This is a genomic window from Sphingobacterium sp. SGG-5, from assembly GCF_011043525.1.
Lineage (GTDB): Bacteria > Bacteroidota > Bacteroidia > Sphingobacteriales > Sphingobacteriaceae > Sphingobacterium.
The window spans coordinates 185,722-205,921 of the sequence record NZ_JAAKGO010000002.1 but is presented as its reverse complement, the minus strand read 5'-3'; the positions used below and the strand labels follow the sequence as shown (position 1 = coordinate 205,921).

At 42.1% G+C, this 20,200-nt stretch carries 19 protein-coding genes and 2 tRNA genes; 13 read left to right on the top strand and 8 right to left on the bottom strand.

Annotation, left to right across the window (positions count from 1 at the left end; genetic code table 11):
- Nucleotides 1-67: 67 nt before the first annotated feature.
- Nucleotides 68-1,243, bottom strand: a complete 1,176-nt coding sequence (locus G5B30_RS03185; protein ID WP_165318515.1) for an MFS transporter — start codon at nucleotides 1,241-1,243, stop codon at nucleotides 68-70.
- Between the two features lie 95 nt (nucleotides 1,244-1,338).
- On the opposite strand from G5B30_RS03185, the gene G5B30_RS03180 reads away from it, so the two are divergent.
- The 4 genes from G5B30_RS03180 to G5B30_RS03165 all read left to right on the top strand — a co-directional run bounded on the left by G5B30_RS03180 (nucleotide 1,339) and on the right by G5B30_RS03165 (nucleotide 2,596).
- Nucleotides 1,339-1,411 (top strand) — tRNA-Lys (locus G5B30_RS03180).
- Nucleotides 1,412-1,741: 330 nt separating this feature from the next.
- Entirely contained in the window at nucleotides 1,742-1,990 is a 249-nt protein-coding gene (locus G5B30_RS03175) for a hypothetical protein (protein WP_165318514.1), read from the top strand.
- A complete protein-coding gene (locus G5B30_RS03170) occupies nucleotides 1,987-2,388 on the top strand; it encodes a type II toxin-antitoxin system VapC family toxin (RefSeq protein ID WP_165318513.1) in 402 nt (133 codons plus the stop codon). The genes G5B30_RS03175 and G5B30_RS03170 overlap by 4 nt, the downstream gene beginning before the upstream one ends.
- 132 nt (nucleotides 2,389-2,520) lie before the next feature.
- A tRNA-Lys gene (locus G5B30_RS03165) sits at nucleotides 2,521-2,596 on the top strand.
- Between the two features lie 86 nt (nucleotides 2,597-2,682).
- Here G5B30_RS03165 and G5B30_RS03160 read toward each other — a convergent pair.
- Nucleotides 2,683-3,072 (bottom strand): DUF1398 domain-containing protein, encoded by a 390-nt coding sequence (locus tag G5B30_RS03160; RefSeq protein ID WP_165318512.1) that lies wholly within the window; start codon nucleotides 3,070-3,072, stop codon nucleotides 2,683-2,685.
- Between the two features lie 220 nt (nucleotides 3,073-3,292).
- On the opposite strand from G5B30_RS03160, the gene G5B30_RS03155 reads away from it, so the two are divergent.
- A complete protein-coding gene (locus G5B30_RS03155; RefSeq protein WP_240903082.1) occupies nucleotides 3,293-3,703 on the top strand; it encodes a nuclear transport factor 2 family protein in 411 nt (136 codons plus the stop codon).
- A 15-nt stretch (nucleotides 3,704-3,718) separates the two neighbouring features.
- On the opposite strand, the gene G5B30_RS03150 is transcribed toward G5B30_RS03155, so the two are convergent.
- The 4 genes from G5B30_RS03150 to G5B30_RS03135 all read right to left on the bottom strand — a co-directional run bounded on the left by G5B30_RS03150 (nucleotide 3,719) and on the right by G5B30_RS03135 (nucleotide 7,927).
- Nucleotides 3,719-4,483: a helix-turn-helix domain-containing protein gene (locus G5B30_RS03150; RefSeq protein ID WP_165318511.1), complete on the bottom strand. Its 765-nt coding sequence runs from the start codon at nucleotides 4,481-4,483 to the stop codon at nucleotides 3,719-3,721.
- Between the two features lie 206 nt (nucleotides 4,484-4,689).
- The gene (locus G5B30_RS03145) at nucleotides 4,690-5,694 is read right to left on the bottom strand and encodes a type II toxin-antitoxin system antitoxin SocA domain-containing protein (protein WP_165318510.1); all 1,005 of its coding nucleotides are present in this window, start codon (nucleotides 5,692-5,694) and stop codon (nucleotides 4,690-4,692) included.
- 779 nt (nucleotides 5,695-6,473) lie between these two features.
- Nucleotides 6,474-7,337: a bifunctional helix-turn-helix domain-containing protein/methylated-DNA--[protein]-cysteine S-methyltransferase gene (locus G5B30_RS03140; protein ID WP_165318788.1), complete on the bottom strand. Its 864-nt coding sequence runs from the start codon at nucleotides 7,335-7,337 to the stop codon at nucleotides 6,474-6,476.
- Nucleotides 7,338-7,429: 92 nt separating this feature from the next.
- Nucleotides 7,430-7,927 carry a VOC family protein gene (locus G5B30_RS03135; protein WP_165318509.1) on the bottom strand — a complete coding sequence of 166 codons (498 nt, stop codon included), beginning with the start codon at nucleotides 7,925-7,927 and terminating at the stop codon, nucleotides 7,430-7,432.
- 108 nt (nucleotides 7,928-8,035) lie between these two features.
- Between G5B30_RS03135 and acnA the strand changes: the two genes are divergently transcribed.
- Nucleotides 8,036-10,816 (top strand): aconitate hydratase AcnA, encoded by a 2,781-nt coding sequence (gene acnA, locus G5B30_RS03130; protein WP_165318508.1) that lies wholly within the window; start codon nucleotides 8,036-8,038, stop codon nucleotides 10,814-10,816.
- A 33-nt stretch (nucleotides 10,817-10,849) separates the two neighbouring features.
- Here acnA and G5B30_RS03125 read toward each other — a convergent pair whose 3' ends face one another.
- Nucleotides 10,850-11,941: an AI-2E family transporter gene (locus G5B30_RS03125; protein ID WP_206366994.1), complete on the bottom strand. Its 1,092-nt coding sequence runs from the start codon at nucleotides 11,939-11,941 to the stop codon at nucleotides 10,850-10,852.
- A gap of 62 nt (nucleotides 11,942-12,003) precedes the next feature.
- Nucleotides 12,004-14,244 carry an inorganic phosphate transporter gene (locus tag G5B30_RS03120; RefSeq protein ID WP_165318507.1) on the bottom strand — a complete coding sequence of 747 codons (2,241 nt, stop codon included), beginning with the start codon at nucleotides 14,242-14,244 and terminating at the stop codon, nucleotides 12,004-12,006.
- Nucleotides 14,245-14,585: 341 nt separating this feature from the next.
- Between G5B30_RS03120 and G5B30_RS17245 the strand changes: the two genes are divergently transcribed.
- From G5B30_RS17245 to G5B30_RS03090, 7 genes are all read left to right on the top strand, one after another.
- Nucleotides 14,586-14,729: a hypothetical protein gene (locus G5B30_RS17245; protein ID WP_206366993.1), complete on the top strand. Its 144-nt coding sequence runs from the start codon at nucleotides 14,586-14,588 to the stop codon at nucleotides 14,727-14,729.
- Between the two features lie 194 nt (nucleotides 14,730-14,923).
- Nucleotides 14,924-15,880, top strand: coding sequence for a hypothetical protein (locus G5B30_RS03115; protein ID WP_165318506.1), 957 nt, complete (start codon nucleotides 14,924-14,926; stop codon nucleotides 15,878-15,880).
- A gap of 37 nt (nucleotides 15,881-15,917) precedes the next feature.
- On the top strand, nucleotides 15,918-16,973 hold the full coding sequence (locus G5B30_RS03110) for a sensor histidine kinase (protein ID WP_165318505.1): 1,056 nt from the start codon (nucleotides 15,918-15,920) through the stop codon (nucleotides 16,971-16,973).
- Nucleotides 16,942-17,679 (top strand): LytR/AlgR family response regulator transcription factor, encoded by a 738-nt coding sequence (locus G5B30_RS03105; protein WP_165318504.1) that lies wholly within the window; start codon nucleotides 16,942-16,944, stop codon nucleotides 17,677-17,679. The genes G5B30_RS03110 and G5B30_RS03105 overlap by 32 nt, the downstream gene beginning before the upstream one ends.
- A gap of 60 nt (nucleotides 17,680-17,739) precedes the next feature.
- Nucleotides 17,740-18,348: a sugar transferase gene (locus tag G5B30_RS03100; protein WP_165318786.1), complete on the top strand. Its 609-nt coding sequence runs from the start codon at nucleotides 17,740-17,742 to the stop codon at nucleotides 18,346-18,348.
- A gap of 20 nt (nucleotides 18,349-18,368) precedes the next feature.
- On the top strand, nucleotides 18,369-18,980 hold the full coding sequence (locus tag G5B30_RS03095) for an acetyltransferase (RefSeq protein WP_165318503.1): 612 nt from the start codon (nucleotides 18,369-18,371) through the stop codon (nucleotides 18,978-18,980).
- 16 nt (nucleotides 18,981-18,996) lie between these two features.
- Entirely contained in the window at nucleotides 18,997-20,049 is a 1,053-nt protein-coding gene (locus G5B30_RS03090; RefSeq protein ID WP_165318502.1) for an aminotransferase class I/II-fold pyridoxal phosphate-dependent enzyme, read from the top strand.
- Nucleotides 20,050-20,200 lie beyond the last annotated feature (151 nt).

Sequence of the window (20,200 nt, the reverse complement as noted above, 5' to 3'; positions counted from 1 at the left end):
TACGAATGAGAGGCTGTTTCCTTTGTTTTTAAAGACAAATTTCGGGAATGGCCTCTTCTTTTTTTAGCTATACTTTAAACACCTTCAACTTGCTGCTCATGATAAACATGAGTAAACCAAAGAAGGAGAAGAGGGCGAATGAAAAGCGGAGACTAAATACCTCGGCGATGTAACCGATTAGGGGAGGTCCCATGAGGAAGCCCAGATAGCTTACGGTAGATACCATGGCGATAGCCATACCCGATGGGATAGTCGGGTGTTTCCCTGCAACAGAATAGACCGTTGGTATATTACAGGCTACGCCAATACCGACCATCATAAAACCAACTGTGGCCATATAAATATTCGGGAAGGCAACAGATAGCATCATTCCGGTAAACATCAGTAGACCGCTAACCTGCAGTGTCCGTTGGCGTCCGAGGCGTTGCAACACAAAATCTCCGATAAAGCGTCCTATCGCCATCATAATCATAAATGACGCATAACCTAACGTCACCAACTGTTCAGGAGATTGGACAATATCATGGAAATACACACCGCTCCAATCGAACATAGCTCCTTCGGTGGCCATGCTGCAGAATCCGACGACACCCAGTGAAATTAAGATACGGTCGGGTTTAAAGGAAAAGGATCTTTTCATGGTCAGATTTTCCGATGGAGGAGCAAGGTAGGATCTGTTTACGAAAACGTTGATAATCAGCAGGACAAAAATCAATAAGAAATGCTGTGCAGTACTTAAATGTAAGTTTGTCGTCAACAGGCCGATCAACGCTCCCGTAAAGCCAGCCAGACTCCACGCGCCATGGAACGACGCCATAATAGGTTTTTGGTAAATATTTTCGCCTAAAACACCCTGTGTATTGACCGATATATTACACATGTTGCCAATGACACCGAACAGAAACAGTAAAATACCCAACTGTATGCCATTTGCTGCAAAAGCAATAGCTAATAGATTGATACCATACAACAGCGCCATGATGGGTAGCAGACTGTGGCTGCCGAACTTGGACACCAATTTGCCCGAGAGGGGCATAGTCAGCAGTTGGCCTATGGGGAGCATAAGGAGTACTGTACCGAGCTGCGCATCCGATAAGGCAAGCTGGCTTTTTATCAAGGGGATACGGCTTGCCCAGGAAGCGAAGGCCAAGCCTTGTCCGAAATAGAATAGTGTAATTGCAGCCCGGACCCGTCGTTTGTGTGTTTGAAGTGACGCAGGCGTATCATAGCGGAGAGTTGCCATATATATACCAAAAAAGCCTACGCAAAGGTACGTAATATCAAAACTTTAATTTTTTCTTTATTCTAATAAATTTTATCCTGATATTTGGCACACCAGACTCCGTAGCTCAGTTGGTAGAGCAACTGACTCTTAATCAGTGGGTCGAGAGTTCGAGCCTCTCCGGGGTCACAAACAAGTCCTCATAGTAATATGGGGGTTTTTAGTTTTATGTGCTTTATTTCAGTCACTTACAGTAATATAATCTATTCATAAGGACGGTTAAATATTATTTTAAATTCCCGACAATACTATAGTGGTTTTGCCTCAATTTTACTCATTTCTTTACTCACTATTGGATGCCCTTAAAAATTTTCTAATAACGGGTTATAGAACAAATAGAAACGATAATTGCAAAACGACACCGATTATTTTTCAGACTTTGCAACCCCGTATTTTTAGGCGACAAATATATAGCAAAAAATTTTGACTATCTTTGTTATAATTTGAAAGGAGGAAAAGATGAAAACAGCAGATTTAAATACAACCCTAATTGACAGCTATTATACATTGCTGAAAAGTCTTAGTCCCAATAATAAATTGGAACTTATCGCCCGACTTTCAAAGTCGATGAAAACCTCTAAAAAGCGAGAGAAAGAAGTTTCTCTTGAATCTTTATACGGTTCTTGGGAATCAGACCAAACCGCAGATGAATTAATTGCGGAACTTAAAGCTGCAAGGAACTTCACCCGTAAACGTGAAGAATTGTGAAAAAATTCTTACTCGACACCAATATTTGTATCTATTTCATCAAAGGGCAGTTTGACCTGCATCGTAAAATCAAAGCAGTTGGTGAAGAAAACTGTCTTTTGTCTGAAGTGACGATAGCGGAGCTTAAATACGGTGTTGAAAACAGTGTGCAGAAAGAAAAGAACCGAAAAAATATGGAAGCATTTATTGCTAAATTCGATATTCTTCCGATTTTCCCTGTTCTCGACATTTACGCAAAAGAAAAAGCCCGATTGAAAACCAAGGGTAGGATATTAGACGATTTTGACTTGCTTATAGGTACAACAGCCATTTTCAACAACCTTACTTTGGTGACAAAAAACGTAAGTGACTTTGACAGACTTGACAGAATTGTTATCGAAGATTGGACAGCCGAATGATAGCCACAAGCAGTACCGCCGGTGAATTTCTATAAATCGTTTAAAAAACCGTTACAAATATGTAACGGAACAAATTTCATGATTCCAAAAATAATGGCTAATATTGTTCCTGTAAGTCAGAAACGACGTTTTGACTTCGTAGCTCAGTTGGTAGAGCAACAGACTCTTAATCAGTGGGTCGAGAGTTCGAGCCTCTCCGGGGTCACCACATCAAAAAGTCGTTTTTTTATATAGAAAAACGGCTTTTTTGCGTTTATAAGGGCAGATTAGGAATACATGAGTTTCTTTTTAAAATTAGTGCGGGATTTCTTCTGCCAAAATTTCATTTCCAGATTTGTCGTAGTAGGTACAGGTCATTTTGTCTATACAAATAGCCCACTTTTCAATGCCAAATGTTGCACACATTTTAATAAAAGTAAGAAAATCCGTTTTGCCTTGTTGGTGAGCTAACAGTTCTGCCTTAAATGCTTCACCTTTTGGGGTGTCGGCAATTACTAACGGCTCATACTTTGCGGGCACATTCGCTGTATAGGCATTAACACCGTGATAGTCAATATGCCCATCGGTTACATATGCTTCATAGTGGGTTACACCCAATGCTTTAATTTCCTGAATGTAGGATGGGAAGTCAGCACCTGATTTTACCTTGGCATGGGCTGTTTTGATTTGTTCTGCAGTAAACATTTTTTCTTGATTTGATTGTTAAACGATTGTTGAATTGCACGCAACCATAATGTCCGAACCTGATAATATGACTGCTAATTCCAGAATTGGTTTTATCATTTGCCCTTACATTAAATTACATTGCAAAGGTGCGTTGATGAAAATCCCTCTAATTGTAAAAAATCGTTTTTCTTATACCAATATAGCTAATTAAAAAGTTTGATCTATAAATTTGTCCTACATGAATAATTTCCATTTTGGTGGCAAACATATGATTATGGGTAATGCAATAACAGAAAACAACATTATAGAACAGGAAAACAAGCTCTACAGTGCAATCAAAGAAGCCAATGTACCGTTGCTTGACGAATTACTGCACAATGACCTGTTGTTTATTCTCCCAAGCGGGGAAGTAATAACTAAAGAAGCCGATTTGGATACCTATCGTGATGGGGCATTAAAGGTCGACGAACTTTTTCCAAAAGTTGAAAACCTGAACATTATCGATGATATGGCGGTCATTACATTGACAATGAAATTGAAGGGAAGATTCAATAACGTACCATTTGAAGTTGACTATCGCTATATCAGATTTTGGAAAAAATTCGAGAAAGGCATTAAAGTGGTGGGCGGAAGCGGTATAGCCATTTGACCCGTATAATGCCAGCTACAAAAAACGCTTAAAATTTTCGGGTGTATCCCCGGTAAACCGTTTAAAATCCTTGATAAAATGTGACTGGTCGAAAAAATTGTTCTCGTAGCAGATTTCGGTCAGCGTTTTTGTTTCGTCAAGATTGTCAATAACTGTATTAAAACGAACAATAGAAGCAAATTTTTTAGCGGTTGTCCCAACCACTTTTCTAAATCGTTTCTCAAACGGACTTTGGCTGATGAGCAGTTTTTTGCTCAGATCCTTTATACGGATAGCTCCATTGCTTTGATAGATAAGTTTAACCGCGTCAACAATCAATTTGTCGGTTTCAATGTCTTTAAGCTGTGATATTAGATACTGCTCCACAATCTTTATCCGGTATTTGTCGGTAGTGGCAAATGCCAGCTTTTCCTCTATTTCGCTCACGCTGTTCCTATCAAAAATATCGTCAAGTGATAGGCTCAGGTTGAACAGTTCGTTTGCAGGATGGGAAGCAAAATGGATAAAGCCTGTTTCTGTAAAGTATACCAATACCGTTCCAATATCAGCAGAGTTTTTAAAGATTTTGAAGCAGTCGGTAATTCCAGTAATACCCGCCGACTTTAGTTTGCTTTCTGTATTGCCGGTAATGGTTGCAAGTTGTCCTTTGTATTGAAAACCGATAACCAATCCCGATGATGGAAGAACCTTGTATTCGTTTTCCAATTCATTCTCCGATACTACAAAATATTTAATGTAGGGCTTTAGTTTTTCGATTGGAAAATATTTGTCGAATTTCATTTTGATTGTGCATTGACCAAACTATCCTGTTGTATATAGACAAAAATACAAAAAGCTGATGCAGTTAATCAAACTAACCTTTGGAAGCCTTTTGGACAAGTTCTTATTATTGCCGCAATATCTTCGATGGGCAGCAACAGTCCCTATTTTCCTACTGTTAGGCAATTCTTACTGTTAATCTGATAGGGACAACTGATTACGTACGCTCAAATCTTCAATCCAAAAGCATATTCTTGATAGCTAATAAGCGCTCGATTCTGCTCATTATCGATCCAAGCTTGTTCGGTATGACTAAGATCGACGATTTCACTGGTTTTCTTTTTCTTAAACAACGCCGCAACGGTATCTATTACTTTAATCTCCTCCCCTGTAAACAGTTGCCCCTCAAAAGCGATATCCGCGTGATATACTTCATAAAACTGTTCTCCACCATTTTGCCGCTCTTCATTTGACAACCACCCTTCATCCTGTAGGCGAAGAAACAGACGCTCGTACTCTGATGGTACTGGTCCGTATGGAATAGCACGGTATTGCAAGCCCATGATGGAATTACCTATACATTTATATGCCAAAAAATCGATATAAAACAATAGTTTATTGAGTTTGGTCTTATACAACTCTCCCGCCTTATTATCCAAATAAGCAATGACCTGTGCTACACGCGGCAGATCGAGACGACGGTAGCCGTTGTAAGCATTAGGCGCATCTTGTCTCAATTCTATCTTAGCAGGCTCACCATAGCGCACACCACTTTCTCTTTCCTTTATCAATTTAAATGCTTTGGCAGTAAGTTTCTCGACTTCACTTTCTTGCAAATAACGTACACTGGCTTCTACTTGTCTGATAAACTCATCTGGATCGCGCACAGACAGGATCAATCGTCCATTGGCGACAGTCGGCATTTCGCCGTTCTCGTACAGACGATAGGTATTGACTCCCATCCCCAATATCTCGGACATCTTGCTGGCCGATATCCCGTACTGCTCCCGGATATGACGGATCTCTTCTGGAAAGGGGATACCGTATTTTTCGCGATATTGATTGTGTACTTGGGCCAGGTTGAGCTTATCTAATCGCTCATCGGTAAATTGCTCTCCACTATCCTCGCAAAGATAATAATGGTACATCACCTGGAACTCTTCCTTTCGGAATATCAATTGGTCCTGTTCCTGGACCAGTTTCATTTCTTTTCCTGTTATTGGACTTTTCATAGTTGTTTCTCTCTAAAAGGATAATCCTCTACCTTAATCGATTCGATTGCCTTGCTCCTATCGCTCGGTGACATTTCTAAATCCAGCAAAGTCTGTGCATTTTTCGGTCGATTCCTATATATCACGCCAAAGACCTTGTATTTGGCAAAAAAACTCATTAAGAAAATGTTGGACTTCATCCTTCGTAGCCAAAGCATTATAAATTTGAGATAGACATCAACCTATACCTCCTTTTGAAAGTAAGACAAATATATAACTAAAAAGTTTAAAAAAATAGTATTTTTATGTTTATTTTAAACTAATTAGTTTGTAACGAATAGAGAGTTGGGCATTTTGCGTATATACAATGCGCCTTTGACAACATACAAAACATTTTTGCGTACACGTTAAACAACAATGTGTGTATGCAAAACAGTTTTACGTGTATACGACGCAATATTACATGTACGCTATACAGCATAACGTGTATACAATGTAAGAAAACATCATGTTATTGCAGTTTAACGTGTATGTAAGAACACGTCGCATATACTGTGTGCAGCATAACGTACACGTTACGCAACACAGACATCACACAAAACGTCATTGTATACTGTCCAAACGGCGCGACATATACGTAAAACGCCATGACGTATATGCCATGGCGTTTCGCGTGTATGTACCGGTGTTATGTATACATGCAATATTGCGCAGTGTGTTGTCAAAATTGCAAAGTATCTTCCAAATAAAGAGTTCGAGTTTCGTACCAGTGGGATACTACCTTATGTGGCTGCTCTTGTTCAAAACTGATTCTTCCTATCCAATACCTCCATCTTTGCATTTTCCCAGCCGATGATAGCCATTTTTCGCGTCGGACCCCACATATAACCACCTACATTTCCCGAAGATTGAATAACCCGATGGCATGGAATGAGGAAAGCTACCGGATTACTTCCGATCGCAGTGCCGACGGCTCTGGACGCATTTGCGTTGCCGATCTGTGCAGCAATATTACCGTAGGTTGAAAGTTGCCCGGCTGGAATTTTCAATAGCGTTTCCCAAACTTTCAATTGAAAATCAGTGCCTTTCAGATGTAACTTTATTTTGGACAATTTGCTCCAGTCATTTTGAAAAATGGATAAAGCATTTTGTTGTGCTAAATCTGATTTTCGCTGAAAAGTAGCATTGGGAAATTTTTGTATCAAGTTGTTTAGCGCATTGGTTTCATCAGAATCAAAAGCCATATAACAAACACCTTTGGATGTCGATGCTACAATCAAATTGCCAAAGGGGCTTTCTGCAAAGCTATAGTTGATCAGAAGGTTTGCAGCGCCGTTTTTGTATTCCGCAGGTGTCATGCCCTCAATGTGGATAAACAGGTCATGTAATCGCCCCGTACTTGACAGCCCTGTTTCATAAGCCGTATCAAAAAGTGTCGCTTGTTGGTCCTTGAGCAGTTTTTTAGCGTGTTCAATGCTCGTATATTGCAAAAACTTCTTAGGTGTCGTTCCTGCCCATTCACTAAACAGACGCTGAAAATGAAAAGGACTTAAATGCACTTGTGCCGCAACTTCATCTAAATTTGGTTGTTGTTTGAAGTTACGCCGTATGTATTCAATTGCTTCAGCAATGCGGTTGTAGTTCAATTGTTGTTGCCCATCCATCATTTCTAATTTATCTTACAAAAGTCCACATTATATGGCCTCCAAAAAAGCCGAAACTTGCTGAATTTAATCAGTTCCTGCCCGTAACACCGTTATTCGTCATCATCTGCTTCTTGCAACAGGCTCGCCAGATCCAATGGACGGGTGTACATTTCCAGGGAACCATCTTCTTTGGCGGGCCAAAGTTCCTTTGGTCGGTCCCAATACAATTCCACGCCATTGCCGTCGGGATCATTGAGGTATAAGGCTTCCGAGACACCATGGTCGCTTGCGCCAGTCAAGGGGTAACGGGCATCCCGTAGCCGATTAAGTACCATAGCAAGGTCTTTTCGGGTCGGATAAACGATGGCCGTATGATAAAGACCAACAGCATGAGGTTGTGCCGGAGGTTGCCCTTTGCTATGCCAGGTGTTCAGCCCAATGTGGTGATGATAGCCGCCGGCCGAAAGAAATGCGGCCTGATCGCCATACATTGTCGTCAGTTCAAAACCTAACAGGTCCTGATAGAAGGCGAGTGATCGATTAAGATCGGATACTTTCAGGTGAACATGTCCTATACGTGTCTGGGGCGGAATTTTATAATCGTCCATAGCGCTTATGATTTTTTATAAATAATTAAACTCAAGATAGTCAAATAATTGCTTTCCGTCTGTCTTTTTCATTTTAAAAAGGGTAAATTAGCATAAAAACTTACCGTCATGACAACAAGCAAAGCAAAATCACTTCGCGATCTTACTGTTAAAGGCAGGACTTATCATTACAGTTCCCTCAAAGACTTACCAAATGTTAACGTAGAACGGCTTCCTTTCAGTATTCGTATCCTGTTGGAGAACACATTGCGTAATTATGATGGCTTCAGCATTACAGATGAGCATATTGATACATTGGCTCATTGGTCTCCTGCACCTGTAGATAAAGATATTCCGTTCAAACCTGCCCGTATTCTCATGCAGGATTTTACGGGAGTGCCAGCTGTTGTCGATATGGCGTCCCTCCGAGCCGAATTTGTCCGCCACGGTCAGGATGGCCAAAAAATTAATCCGGCCATCCCGGTAGATTTAGTGATTGACCATTCGGTACAGGTGGATTACTTTGGTACGGATTATTCGTACGACAAGAATGTTCAGGTGGAATACCAGCGGAATAAAGAACGATACGAATTGTTAAAATGGGCTCAGAATGGTCTTCATAATTTCACGGTTGTCCCTCCCGGGCTAGGCATATGCCATCAGGTCAATTTAGAGTATCTGGCAAAAGGTATTATCAGCCGGGATAACTGGCTGTTTCCGGATTCATTGGTAGGTACAGACTCCCATACCCCTATGGTAAACGGTATCGGTGTTATCGGTTGGGGTGTCGGCGGCATTGAAGCAGAAGCTGCGATGCTTGGGCAACCGATTTTCTTTACCTGCCCGGAGGTTATCGGATTAAAGTTGACCGGAAAGATACCCGAGCAGTGTACTGCGACCGATATGGTGTTGTCGATAACTAAAGTGTTAAGAGATAAAGGTGTCGTGGGTAAGTTTGTAGAGGTGTTTGGAGACGGCTTGGACAACTTAACGGTGACTGATAGAGCGACGATTTCTAACATGTCTCCCGAGTTTGGTTGTACAGTGACGTATTTCCCGATCGATGATCGCACGCTACAATATATGCGGCAGACAAACCGGACAGAAGAAGAAATACAGATTGTGGAGACGTATTGTAAAGAAAATTTGCTCTGGCGAACAGGTAACGAAAGTATTGAATACTCTTCATTGGTAGAATTTGATCTATCCACACTTGAACCGACGGTTTCGGGCCCGAAGCGACCACAGGATAAAATCTTAGTAAGGAATCTACGGAAGGAGTTTGAGCATTTATTGGAAAAAGAATACGATCGGCTTTATCATTCCGTACACGACCGTCGTGAATCGGCTTGGTTAGCAGACGGAGGTTCAGGTACAGAGTTTACTTTTGGAAAAGTCCCCGTAAATGCGGTCAATAATTTTGAAGTTAAAGAAGAGTCGATCCAGTCTGTGCGGATTAAACACAAGAATAAAGAATTTGTGTTAAGTGATGGAAGTATTGTTATCGCCGCCATAACCAGTTGTACCAATACGTCAAATCCTGCCGTAATGGTTGGAGCTGGTTTGTTGGCACGAAATGCAGTTATGAAAGGGTTACGCACCAAATCGTGGGTAAAAACCTCTTTGGCTCCAGGGTCGAAAGTGGTTACGCAATATCTGGACCGGTCGGGGCTGAGTGCTGACTTGGAAGCGTTGCGGTTTCATACGGTGGGATACGGCTGTACTTCCTGTATCGGCAACTCTGGCCCGCTACCTCCACATATCGCGGAAGCGGTAGAAAAAGGCGAGCTAGTAGTTGCATCGGTACTATCGGGTAACCGGAACTTTGAAGCGCGGGTTCACCCCCAGGTCAAGATGAATTTCCTGATGTCCCCTATGCTTGTTGTCGCCTATGCCCTTGTCGGAAGAATAGACGTAAATTTATTGGAAGATCCATTAGATTATGATCCCAATGGCAACCCTGTCTATTTAAAGGATATTTGGCCAACGCGGGAGGAAATCACGGACACCATTAATGCTTGTATGAAGGTGGAAGACTTTCAAACGGTGTACGACGTGATTTTTGATGGTTCTACGGATTGGCAAAACCTGAATGTGAAATTAAGTGAGAATTATCAATGGAATAATGATTCCACCTATATCAAAGAATCGCCGTTTTTTGAAGGACTCAGCGTGGAGCTGCAACCTGTAAAAGATATCGTCGATGCCCGGGTATTGTTGTATTTAGGCGATTCAGTAACGACAGATCATATTTCTCCCGCAGGTTCCTTCCGGGAGAATACCGCCGCCGGTGCATATTTATTGCAACATGGTGTAGACCGGGTGGATTTTAACTCGTATGGCTCCCGTCGGGGTAATCACGAGGTGATGATGCGAGGGACATTTGCGAATGTCCGTATTAAAAATAAGATTACGGATAAGGAAGGGGGCTATAGCACATATTTGCCGACAGGTGAAGTTAAGACGGTTTATGAAACGGCCATGGCCTACAAGAATAACCAGACCCCACTCATCGTATTGGCGGGGAAAGAGTATGGCTCGGGATCTTCGAGAGACTGGGCGGCAAAAGGTACTTTTTTGTTAGGTATAAAAGCCGTGATAGCGGAAAGCTTCGAGCGTATTCACCGGAGTAACCTTGTGGGCATGGGCGTGGCACCGCTGGTATTTGTCAACGGACAAAATGCGGAGTCTCTCGGTTTGGATGGCACGGAGGTTTTCTCTATCAATGGGCTATCCACCGATTTGATACCACATAAAATACTTGATGTTAAAGCCGTGCATCCATCGGGAAAGATTATCAATTTTCAGGTAAAAGCCCGTTTTGATTCGAGTATTGAAATTGAATACTATAAAAACGAAGGTATTCTTCAATATGTATTGCGTGATTACCTCAAAAGAGAAACCCGATAGGCTCTTGCCTATCGGGTCTTATAAAGTTTGGTGTTATTTATTAAACAGTCTTTTTATCTTTTCGAATAGTGAAGGTCCTTTCCTCTGATCAGATCCTATAAGATAAGCATAAGGCTTTAAATGGGGGATATTATCGAAAACAATACGCATGATACCCAGCAATGGGATAGCTAGAACCATACCGGCCACGCCCCATAGCAGTTCGCCGGCAACTAATCCGATAATCGTAAAAAGCGGATTTATTCTTACTTGGCTTCCGACGACCAAAGGCTCAAGGATATATGTTTGTATAAACTGCACCAACATATACACAGCTATTACGCCCAGGATAATTTGATTATCTCCACCTTGGGCAGCAACGGCCAACACCGTGAAGGTGGTGCCCAACAAATTCCCAACGAAAGGCACAATTTCTAATATTCCGCAGAGTACAGCAAAGAAAAGCGCATTTTCGACGCCCAATGCCGAAAAGCCGATACCATACATGATCCATAATAGAACGATCATTTTAGATAGACCTTCTAGGTACTGTTGGGCAACTGCCGAAGATTTGTGTAAGATTGCTGTCGCTTTTCCGCGGAATTCGCTTTTTACGAGCATCAGCACGAATTTTTTAATGCGAGTGCGGTATAGGAGCAGCAGGAATGTATAAACCATCACCAATATGGTATCTACCGCGATGCTCAATGTACCTGTCGCAAAACCCATGAGCATTTCTCCCGCACCGTTTGAAGAATTTTCCTGTGATGCCGTGATTTCTTCCTGCTGTTTGCGATCAATTCCCATGTTTTCGTTCAGCCAATCTCTGAACTTGTCGATGAGCTTTAGTCCCTGTTGTTTGAGTTCGGATAAATTCTCAGTAAAACCGCTCAGCTGCCAACCGATTAAGGTTGCTATAAGCGAAAAGGAGATAACTAATAGGAAGACGGAGAAAAGTGCGGCGAGACTTCGATGTAGCTGCAGGCTTTCAAATTTCCGGCAGATCTTAGTCAGCAGCATAGCCAGTACACTTGCTAATGCCAGCGGCACAAGAAAGCCTTTGGCAAAATATAAGATGACCACACTGAGCGAAAAGAGGAGGAGGACCAAAATGATATTTTGGAGGTTCCTGATCGAGTTTAGCATACAGATGACAGTTTGATACTGTAAACAAACTAAAATAGTAATAGTTTGCTGAGCTCTGTATCCTAATTTTCGAATCGGCCAAAGAGTTTGCTAATCCGGAAGAGAACGGCCTGTATATCGCGGCTCTGTAAAAACAAACCAGTTTGAAGCAAAGCCTGCTTACTCCCAATATGCTGTACTTTTATGATATTCAGTTGCTGTTCGAAGTGACGATTAATGTATTCTCTAATTGTATTACGTTCTGCCCGCAATAAATCGATATCCGGTCCTCGTTCATTTTTAAGCTCATCCATCACGTTGAAAAAGAAACGATACATCATTGCATTGAGCGTATTCACGATCTCCAGAAAGTCGCCGTCCAAGGGTCGATGGAGATTTTCGAAATATTGTAAGCTTTCCTCACTTAAAAATGTGGCAGACTGAATTAAGTCTTGCAGCAGGTCCGTACTATGAACCACCACTTCGGCAGATTTATGATCGTTTGTATTTAGTTCGCGAATCGCTCGAAGACTCTTTCGCTTCAACTTATTCGTGTAATTGCGTAAGTCTTTCAGCTCCCTATGGGTTTTCTTCAATAATGAAATATCATGCTCACCAATACCTTTCAGAACATCATTATATTGCTGAGACAGATCGATTAAGAGGGAAACAACCATGTTTTTGCTACGCACATATACGTCAAGATCCGAGCTTTCCAATAGGCTAAGTTTGCTTTTTTCTGTTTTTGCTATTTTTTCCTTCTTTGCAAAACTGATATGAGAAAGAATGACATATAACAATACTACACCCATTAAAATCAAGGTGCCGATAACTCCGCCTTTGTAAATAATGAGGGCAAAGATCGCAGAGACACTGAACGCTATAAATGCAGTAATAAACCATCCTCCGATAACACTCAAAACACCCGTGACCCGATAAACCGCTGATTCGCGACCCCAAGCTCTGTCTGCCAACGAGGTGCCCATCGCCACCATGAAGGTAACATATGTCGTAGATAACGGTAGCTTTTTTGAGGTAGCCCAAGCGATGAGTAAGCTGGCTAGAATGAGATTTGTCGAGGCACGTACTAAATCAAATGCCGGAGCATCGCCGGCCACCTGTGTGGCTTGTCGTAGCTTCTCCTTTTCAAAACTGATATTGTATTTTTTTCCGATACTGGCGGGTATGATTGTCGAGATTAAATTCCCGAGCAAAAAGGAAGATTTAACGATACTGCGCGAGACAGCATTCGGTCTGAATTTTTCATCGTCATCTTCATTTTGGCTACCTAACTTTACCTCAGTTTCGGTTACCTTCTTGGCTTTGGAGCTGAGCCATATTGTCGCTGCCATCGTCAAACCGGCAATGAATAACATATAGTTGGGTACGATAATGTCGCTCTCGGCCAAAAATGTTTGATAAAGTTGATCTGCTGCAACACCGCTATCCACCCAGTTCTGATAAGCCATTAAGGCAGAGATAGGTACCCCGATAAAGTTGACAAGGTCATTTCCGGCAAAAGCCATTGCCAACGAGAATGTCCCTGCCAACACAACGATTTTCAACGGGTTAATCTTGAAAACACGCTGTAAAACATAGCAGACTGCGGTTGAGATGAGAAAGACCACACCTAACACGACGAGAGTGTTGCTCAGCACCCATCCAATAAAGCTTTGTGAAAATAGCGTTGTGCCCGACATTCCTTTTATAAGGAGGAAATAGACAATGGTCGTTATACCGGCTCCCGAAAACAAGGCTCCTAATTTTGCCAGGCGGTTTTCATATTGAAATGTAAATACCATCCGACAAAAGTATTGGACCAGCATACCTGCGGTAAAGGCAATAAAAATAGAGAGAAAGATGCCCGATATAATGGAAAAAGTGCTGTCGATATTGATGTACTTTAAGGTTTCACTGATCGATTCGTGCTTTTCTGCCGAAAACAATAGCCCGACCATTGCCGCAGCACCGAGGAGCTCAAAGACAATGGACACCGTGGTGGAGGTGGGTAGCCCGAGCGTGTTGAAGATATCCAGCAATACAATATCGGTGAGCATCACGGCTAAAAAAATCCACAGCACTTTGTCGAACGTGAAATATTCGGGATGGAAAATACCTTTTCGCGCTATTTCCATCATCCCGCTTGAGAAAAGGGCCCCTATGAGAATACCAAGGACGGCAATGATTATGATGGTTCGAAATGGTGCTACTTTACTGCCTATTGCGGAGTTTAGAAAATTTACGGCATCGTTGCTGACTCCAACGATCAAGTCGCCGATTGCCAGTATTAATAATACGATAACTAAAAAAAGCAACCAATCCATAGTACAAGATTAAGTTACAAAAATGTGATATTAATGTTAGCTCAATATTCACTTTATGTTAAGTTAATATGAAGTTAAAATTAGAAGATCATTATTAGTTTTTCTTAAGGTTGGTCAAAAAATGACGTTTTTCGTCTTTTTCGCTCTTCATTTTAGGTCAAAATCAGGTCGCTTTAAAGGGGCAAAAAATATCGTTCATGGGTGGAAAGAGGTCGTTCATAGGTTGAGAGAGGTCGTTCATCGTTTTTTTCGTTTTTTTTAGAATAAGTGTTTAGGTTTGACAAGTGATGCATCTGTTTTTGGGGCCCCGATTTAATTTAACACTAAAAAGAACAAAAACGATGAAACAAAACAACACCGCTATAAAGCGAACACAAGTCAACAGACAAGCCCTTTCGAAGGCGTTATACAGGAAACCCTTTTGTGTGTGGTATGCCGTGACACCATGGAGCAAACTATTTGGCAGATATAGTATAGCAATCTGATATCTCCCGTACGGATTTTTCTAAAGCGGCTGAAGCCTGCCCCTTTTTTCTTGTTTTAGGGGCAGCTTCTTTATCAAATGACATAACCAATGAATACAATGAAAATATATGATGATAGATCGCAACAGTTGCGATGTATGATAATGAATAAACCAGTTCCGTGTGATCACGAATTACTTAATATGTTTACGTTCATGAGTGCAAATATGACGCACTTCCTCCCGAAAATCAGTTATGAAGATCACATAAAGATATTTCAGAATTATCTGGTGTGCCAAGAACTGAATAGGCTGGATACGGCTTTCTTTGCCCATGAATATCCCCTACAAATAGAGGGTTGGGGGCCATTTCAAGCGAAGATAAGTAAACGGCCGGGCGTTATATGCACTTACCATTTTGGCGCATATCAACTGATCCACTATTGGTTACTAAAAGCACAGATTCCTTTTGCCCTGATGGTTTCCAGTGGGGAAAAAGCGAATTGGGAAAAACGGTATCCAGCTTTGTTGGCTGTTTTACAGCAGGCAGAAGCTACCGGTAGGTTTGTTATGCTTGAGGCCAACAGTAGATCGTCTTTACGGCAAATGTACAAATTGTCAAAAGCCGGCTTTTGTTTGGTAATTTATCCCGATGATTTGGATAGCACTCAGGAACGGGGAGGAGAAAAATCGGAAGAACTCTCTTTCTTGGGGCAACAGGTTGCATTACCCGGTGATGCGGCATATATAGCGCATAGCTTACAGATGCCACTTTATCCAATATTAGCATTGAGGCAGCCTACTTCCGTCGGTGTTTACGCCCACCCCGCCATTCAGCCAGCTCGTCACATCGATAAATCTGTCTTTGCGGCTTCTGCGATGGCTCAGCTATACGGCTGGTTGGACTTATTCCTGATGCATTGGCCTGAACAGTGGGAGAATTGGCCATACCTACACCACATACATATAAAAAAACAGCCTTTTTTCGGAAGTTTATGGCAATCTGGAATAGAGAGCGATAAATTAGACCCTGAAAATTACGGTATGTATGTACGGGGGGAAGCCCGTTTCCTATTGCGGAAGCGCGACATGTGTTCCGTTTCAATCGATCAATTGGTTTTTGAACGTTTATTTGAAGAATGGTATAGCGACGAAATAGGAGGATTGAAATAAAAATTGTAAATTCGCACATCGACCTGAACCCAAATCGATGTATAATAAGATTTTTTTTAAGGAAGCACTGAAGATACAAGGCTATGGTTGGCCTGTATATTTTGTGTTGATGGGGCTCATCAATGTTCATCTCAATCCAAATTCGGATATATGGAGCCTGTGTATGGGGTTATTCGTTCTTGTATTGGTTTTTAATGCATGTGTCGGATTATTTTATGCATTGTTATGGAGGAAATGGATATGGATATCTGTCACACTTGCAGTGGTGTTATTTGTTGGAGCTACTGAGCTGGTTCAATACATCATAGAGGCAGGATGGACATCTTGGGGGGCTATAGACGAATTGTTTTATTGGAATATGTTCCATAACTATTTGGGAGTCATGTGTATGTCTGCTATGTTGGCCTTTCATGTCAAATCCAAGATCAGTGACAAGCTCCGGCGACAGGAGATGGCTCGTCGGTATGAGCGGGAAATCGAAATTAGAGATGCCAAGATAGCGTTTCACACGGCACAAATTAATCCGCATTTTTTGTGTAATGTGCTCACAGGTATACAGCGGCAGATTACGTTGAACGAAGCGTCAGATGCGATTGAGCGACTGGCAAATTTGATGCGGTATCTGCTTAGCGTATCGAGTGAAGGGGCCAAGTCTGTGCATATAGATAAGGAGATCGCAGGTCTTACACAGTATATACAGTTGGAATGCGAGCGTTTCGAAGAGTGCTACGTAGATTATCGGATTGAAGGAGCTCCTTATGAGCTTCAAATTCCTCCGGTAACACTGATTACTTTAGTAGAAAATGCATTCAAATATGGGATATATACTGATCCTGACAGACCCCTGAAAATATACCTCACGTTGGTTAAGAATCAGTTGGTGTTTGAATGTTGTAATGCAATAGATAAAGCGAAAAAGTCAAGGCTTTCGACTGGATTGGGTCACAAAAATATAGTAGCGCGATTGGATATGGTGTTTCCAAATCGCTATTCTTTTTTGACAGAAGAAACCGAGGGTAAAAATTACCGGGTGAAATTAGTAATCAATCAAAGTGAAATAAATGAGAAAACTGAAATGTCTGACTGTAGATGACGAAAAGGCTTCTCTTGAGGTGCTTGCCAATCTAATTAGACAGCGGCCAGATCTTGTATTGACCGCAGCAACGTCTGATCCACGAACAGTGCCGAATAGCGTAGAGAGGGAAGGAATTGACTTATTATTCGTAGATCTGCACATGGATCATCTACACGGTATAGATTTGATTAAAATGATGGCGGGGAAAGTAGAAGTAATTTGCTGCACCGCTGATAATCAATATGGATCGGAGCTGATTGAATTGGATGTGGCGTATTATCTGACGAAACCGTTTTCAAAAGAACAATTTAATAAGGCTATAACTCGTGTGTGGGACCGGAAAGACGGTTATATGCTGCGTGGTGATCTAAATGGTTTGGATGGTTATATTGTGATGAAAGGAAGTGGATCACAATTGGTTCAAATGCGATTCGCTGAATTAGAATGTCTCGAAGCTGCAGGGAATTATACGGAGGTCACCTATGCGGGAGGGCAGGTTACCGTGGCTCATGGATTAGGTTATTTCGAAGATCGGCTTCCGTCGGCACACTTTCTTCGGACACATAAAAGTTATATTGTGGCGAGAAAGAACATAGCAAATATAGAGTTTAACAGACGAATCATCATACTTCGGAATTCTTTGCGTCGCACTCACATCCCCATAGGAAAGACATATATTAACGCACTAAGAGAATTATTTGGAGTTCCGGCAGTAAGCTCTTGAAATATGAGGACTTCGTGTAAATGTTTTTATATTTTTGCAAAGGTGAGAACTATAATCGGAATGTATAAGAACTTCTTCAAGCGCTTTTTTGACGTTTCCGTGGCTTGTCTGGGGTTGGTATTATTGAGCCCTATATTCATTGCGGTTACGATCGGTCTGTGTTTTGCAAACAATGGGAGACCGTTTTTTCTTCAATCTCGTCCAGGAAGAAATGGAAAGATCTTTAAAATTGTGAAGTTCAAGACCATGAACGAAAAAAAAGACGTTTCGGGACACCTATTACCGGATGCGGAGCGCCTTACTCCAGTTGGTGCATTCGTACGGAAAACTTCTTTGGATGAAATACCACAGCTAATAAATGTCCTGAAAGGTGATATGTCGTTGATTGGCCCACGTCCACTCCTCGTGCAATACCTGCCATTATATAATTCACATCAGGCTCGTCGGCATGAGGTGCGGCCAGGTATTACAGGTTGGGCGCAGGTCAATGGCCGTAATGCAATCTCTTGGCAACAGAAGTTTGATTATGATGTATGGTATGTGGATCATCTGACCTGTATCTTGGATGCCAAAATATTCTTTCTTACCATCCGTAAAGTATTTGTCCGTGAAGGTATATCAGCTGTGGGGCAAGCCACGATGGAACCATTTAAAGGCAATAAGGCATAAAATTTAGAACGATATCGCTCATGAAGAAACAAAAGTTATTTATTTATGGTGCAAGCGGCCATGCGAAAGTCGTTATCGAGATCGCGGAAAGCTTAGCCTATACCATCGGCGGGTTGGTCGATGCGAATCCGGTCATACAGCAACTGCTGGACTATCCGGTAAATACACCTTTTGTGGAAGGAGCAGATGATCGCTGGATCATTGGTATCGGCACGAATAGTATCCGTAAGCGTATCGCCGGAGAAGAAGACCGGAAGTATGCTACCCTATGTCACCCTTCTGCCAATATATCCGCACGGACGCATATAGGAGAGGGTACGGTAGTCATGGCTGGCGTTTCGATAAATAGTAGTGTACGCATTGCTAAACATTGTATTATCAATACGAATGCCTCGATAGATCACGATTGTGAAATTGCGGATTACGTGCATGTTTCCCCTAATGTGGCCCTCGCTGGAGATGTACGTGTCGGACAAGGAACGCATATTGGCATAGGGGCTTGCGTGATTCAGGGCGTAAAGATAGGGGAATGGTGCACGGTAGGTGCGGGTGCCGTCGTGATACGTGATGTGCCGGACGGAGCCTGTGTTGTGGGAAACCCCGCTCGGATCATGAAGAAAGATATCGTGTAGTAATGCATCAGAATATATGACAACATCATTTAGACAGTTACATCAACCGACCGGAAGGTTGTTGGATAGCAATAAGCAGCATTTTTTATTCTTTGGTGGCACAGCTTACCTTGGGCTGACAACCGATAAGGAGTATACCCGCCTGTATAAGGAAGGCATTGATCGGTATGGACTGAATAATGGAACCTCCAGAAGCAATAATGTTCAGCAAGGGATCTATGGAGAGGTGGAGGACTATCTAGCATCACGTTTTGGTTTTACTGCTGCTGCAATTTTTTCCAGTGGGTATTTAGCGGCACAGGCCGCTGTACAAGCGCTGTCAGCAGACCAGCATGCTTTTTTTGCGCCGAACTGTCATCCCGCGTTATGGCCATCGTTGCATCAACCTTATGTGCATGAGTCGTTTGAACAATGGATTACCGATACGGTACAGGAAATTAACGAGTCGGAGAAAAGAAATTTTGTGCTCGTTTCAAACAGCTTAGACAACCTTACGCCGGAAATGTATAATTTCAGTATACTGAAGAACATCCGGAAAGATAAAAACGTGACGCTTATTCTGGATGATTCGCATGGCATAGGTGTATTATACAGAAATGCGATCGGCACGCAACCAAATCTACTTGAGCTGGACAACATAGAGTTGGTCGTCGTGGCGTCGTTGGCTAAAGGCATGGGTACCGATGCAGGGGTTGTTTTGGGAAGTGCAGAAACAGTCCAGCGCATACAGATGAATCCCATTTTCCGCGGAGGATCGCCGCCGTCGCCTGCGGGTATGCATGCACTCCGGCATGGTCAGGCTGTCTATGAAAAGCAATTTGATCGCCTACATGAGAGTATTCACCGTTTCCATGAACTGCTGCCAGCAGAAATGTTGCGAAGTATTCCTGATTTTCCGGTGTTCACATCATCCGATTCATTGCTATATGCACGTTTGATGGCGCAGAATATGGTCATCTCCAGTTTTCCTTATCCGCTCGCGACAAGCCCTCTACTCAACAGGATCGTACTTTCGGCAGTGCACGAGATAGACGATCTCAAGAAATTGGCCCATTATCTTCAAGGATAGAAGCTTCTGTCGAGTGCATCTAAAACTTCAGGGTAAAAATTAACCGTTTGAAAATCAGTAAAATAATATTAGATTTACCGCCGATTTGCAAAAACACATATCGGTGCTACCGGGGTAACCGTTTGAAAATGAAAAAAATATGTATGATTAA